Origin of the sequence: Moorena sp. SIO3B2, from assembly GCF_010692525.1 — a bacterium.
In the GTDB taxonomy this organism is placed as follows: Bacteria; Cyanobacteriota; Cyanobacteriia; order Cyanobacteriales; family Coleofasciculaceae; genus Moorena; species Moorena producens.
In genome coordinates, this window is sequence record NZ_JAAHHE010000664.1 from 1 (window position 1) to 2385 (window position 2385).

Genomic DNA, 2385 nt, shown 5'->3' on the forward strand with positions numbered 1-2385 from the left:
TACCTTCCAAGAAACGCGCGGTACGGCGCAACAATACTGCCTGCACCTCAGTTTTACTCATATACCGGGTGATATCCTTGTCCGTACCTCTGCTAAGGACATTTTTGGCAGCATTGTGGTCAGCCTGTAACACGACCCCATTAAATCTGGTAAAGTTGTCCCCGCTCCTTTTCCCCAACAGGGTTCCAGTCACGGAGTCAACTTGCGACGTGTAACTAGGCTGGACTTCTGTTACAACCGACCCAGTCCAATCAGCCCATTTCTGTAGGGAGTTCCGCATTACTCCTTTCATCCAACTATTAAGCTTGCGGGACATGGCTTTGGACTGACGTTTGGTCTTTATTGGTTGTGTTAAATCTTCAGCAAAAACTTTCAACGATTCCCCATTAAAAAGGGATTTAGATGCGGCTCCTATGATAGCCTTTAATACTGACTGATCTTGTCTGTAGCGCTTGTTTTCTGTCTTTCTGGTTAAATTATTGCGGAGTATCCGAGCAGACTTAGCTGGGTCTATCTTTTCTAGTTTTCTATGAAGTGCCCAAAGTTTCCCTCTATTGCGATTCTTCTCACATATTCGATCAGACTTCTTGGTTGCTGCCTTTCCTAACCCTTTTCCGTGAGCCTGACCATCTGAATCAAAAAAGGCTTCAGTGTACCCTTTGTCTACTCCAATAGACCGACGGGAATAAGGAGCGTCTACAGTCCCATGATCTACTAAAAAGTGAACCTCAAACCTTGCCAATAATTGATTGTATATTAGTCTAATCTGTCCTTTTATTTTTCGATTAGACCTAACAATTATTTTGTTTCTTTTTCCTCTTATTAGCCCAGCTAATTCTAGCTGATAAGTATTACGAGAGAGTCGCTTACAGCTATATCCTACTTGTTGATAGACTATTTGATTTTTCACCCAAGAGTGCCCTCTCTGAAATGCCTTCCTAACAAGTCTGTGAAGAAGTGGATTGTCCAGAAAAGCCAAACTCTTAAGTTGCGTGACATATTCTTTCCTATATTTTTCGTTCTCTTTTCCGGGAAATCTTTTGTAGAGCTTTTTAATTACAGCATCGGAAGAAGCTGCCTGCTGAGCTGTGATCGCCTTAGCTACATCGTTGATCGTCCAATCCATTAACTTAGCTGGCAGACCCAGTGTGTCGGGAGTCCTAAAGCTCTTGATTTCTGGGATAGCTTTTTTCCAATCCAACCCCCAATGGCTTATACTTCCCAGCTTATTATAAGACTCAGCTCTAACGATGCCTAGCTTCTTCATAGTAGAGAACAACTCAAGCTCAACCGACTTATTCATCCCCACTACGGGAACGACTTGAGTCGATATTTTCTTGGTTGTTCCTGTTTTTATTGGCATCGTTAGTTGCTGTATCCTACTTTGACATTTTACCCTAGCGCTAGTAAACAGTCAATGTCCATTTTGAGATATTAAATCCCGTTTTGTACCACTTTATTGCCGTTTAATTGCGAGACCAGCAAAAAACAGAATATCCCACCCCTGCTCCCATAACTGCTGATTCAACTCCGATGCCTGGGGTTCCTGCCGCCAGGTAATTTGTGCCCCCGCCTGACCCGCCAACTCCTCCAACGCCTGCTGATCAGCTTGCTGGTTAAGATTGGCACCCTGACCCAAAATTGCCAGAATTCTGACCTTGCCCTTGGGGGTAGGCTGCCGGTTAAGGGGGTTGGGACAATCGTATTCAAGGGCACTCAGGGCAACTTCGGCCTGGGCTTCCGCCAGTAAATCCCAGCGGTGCCAGGGAAACCGGCGCAGCCAGGGATTATTCGTCTGTAACAGCAGTTGAAATTTTTTCCCAGAGCGCAATAACTTATCCCGAATCCCGCGAAACTCTGGATCAGTATTTAGCCAGTGATTAAGACTCCCTTCCAAAACCTCAGCTGCTCGCCGACAAGCCGCAAAGGCTTCCCCCCGCTGGGATGAATTAGTCACCTGTTCGGGATTGGCACTCAGGGCACGAAATAGCATTTCCAAACTCAGATACCGTTGCTGCCAATGGCGATAACAGTTGAGTAACTCTCGATTCCCCGACAACCGCCCTCTAATCCGAGTTTGGGACGGAGAATGGATATCCCCTTGCCGAATTTCCAGGGTGGCATCAAACCCCTGTTCAAATTCTCCGTCTAATATTAACGTTAACAGCCTCTTCATTGATCTATTTTTGACAATTTTAATAAGCAGTCAGCTTAAGCGCTACGCGCACGCTACGCGAACAGCTATCAGCTATCAGTTATCAGTTTTCAGCTATCAGCTATCAGTTTTCAGTTTTCAGCTATCAGCTATTTATGGGTTATCAGCTGTCAGCTATCAGCCATCAGCTATCAGCAAGTTATCTTTGAATAAAACCGGTAAGCATTGGT

3 protein-coding genes are annotated in these 2385 nt (G+C 45.1%); 1 reads left to right on the top strand and 2 read right to left on the bottom strand.

Annotated elements, in window-relative coordinates; genetic code table 11:
• Together F6K38_RS39505 and F6K38_RS39510 are read right to left on the bottom strand one after the other, a co-directional pair.
• The coding region (locus F6K38_RS39505; RefSeq protein ID WP_287360361.1) for a zinc ribbon domain-containing protein at nt 1–1363 on the bottom strand (1363 nt) is incomplete at its 3' end.
• Between the two features lie 93 nt (nt 1364–1456).
• Nucleotides 1457–2176 carry a hypothetical protein gene (locus F6K38_RS39510; RefSeq protein ID WP_287360363.1) on the bottom strand — a complete coding sequence of 240 codons (720 nt, stop codon included), beginning with the start codon at nt 2174–2176 and terminating at the stop codon, nt 1457–1459.
• Nucleotides 2177–2186: 10 nt separating this feature from the next.
• Here F6K38_RS39510 and F6K38_RS39515 point away from each other — a divergent pair.
• Nucleotides 2187–2385 (top strand): hypothetical protein (locus F6K38_RS39515; protein ID WP_287360364.1); only part of this gene is annotated, 199 nt, incomplete at its 3' end.